Source organism: Monashia sp. HAY1-2A (genome assembly GCF_056755315.1).
The window spans coordinates 1-253 of sequence record NZ_JBNDHY010000569.1 but is presented as its reverse complement, the minus strand read 5'-3'; the positions used below and the strand labels follow the sequence as shown (position 1 = coordinate 253).

The following is a 253-nucleotide window of genomic DNA, read 5'->3' as shown; positions in this document are numbered from 1 at the left end:
ATCATGATCACCGTGGACCCCACCAGCGCCAGCAGAAGCGGCGGCTTGCCCTCCACCAGGCCGGGCAGGATGAAGCTGACCAGGACGAAGTAGGCCCCCACCAGGCCCAGCAGTGCGCGGAAACCGCGCCAACGAGCCACAGCGATCACCACCACCGCGTACAACACAGCCAGGGCGGCTATGGGAATGTTGCGGACAAAATCAACGAAGACGTACGCCGGGGCGCCGCTGCCTGCATTGCTCCCCTGGACGC

At 65.6% G+C, this 253-nt stretch carries 1 protein-coding gene; it reads right to left on the bottom strand.

Annotation, left to right across the window (positions count from 1 at the left end; translation table 11 throughout):
* On the bottom strand, positions 1-253 hold a 253-nt coding region (locus ACPYOM_RS23105; RefSeq protein WP_481347760.1), incomplete at both ends, for a YibE/F family protein.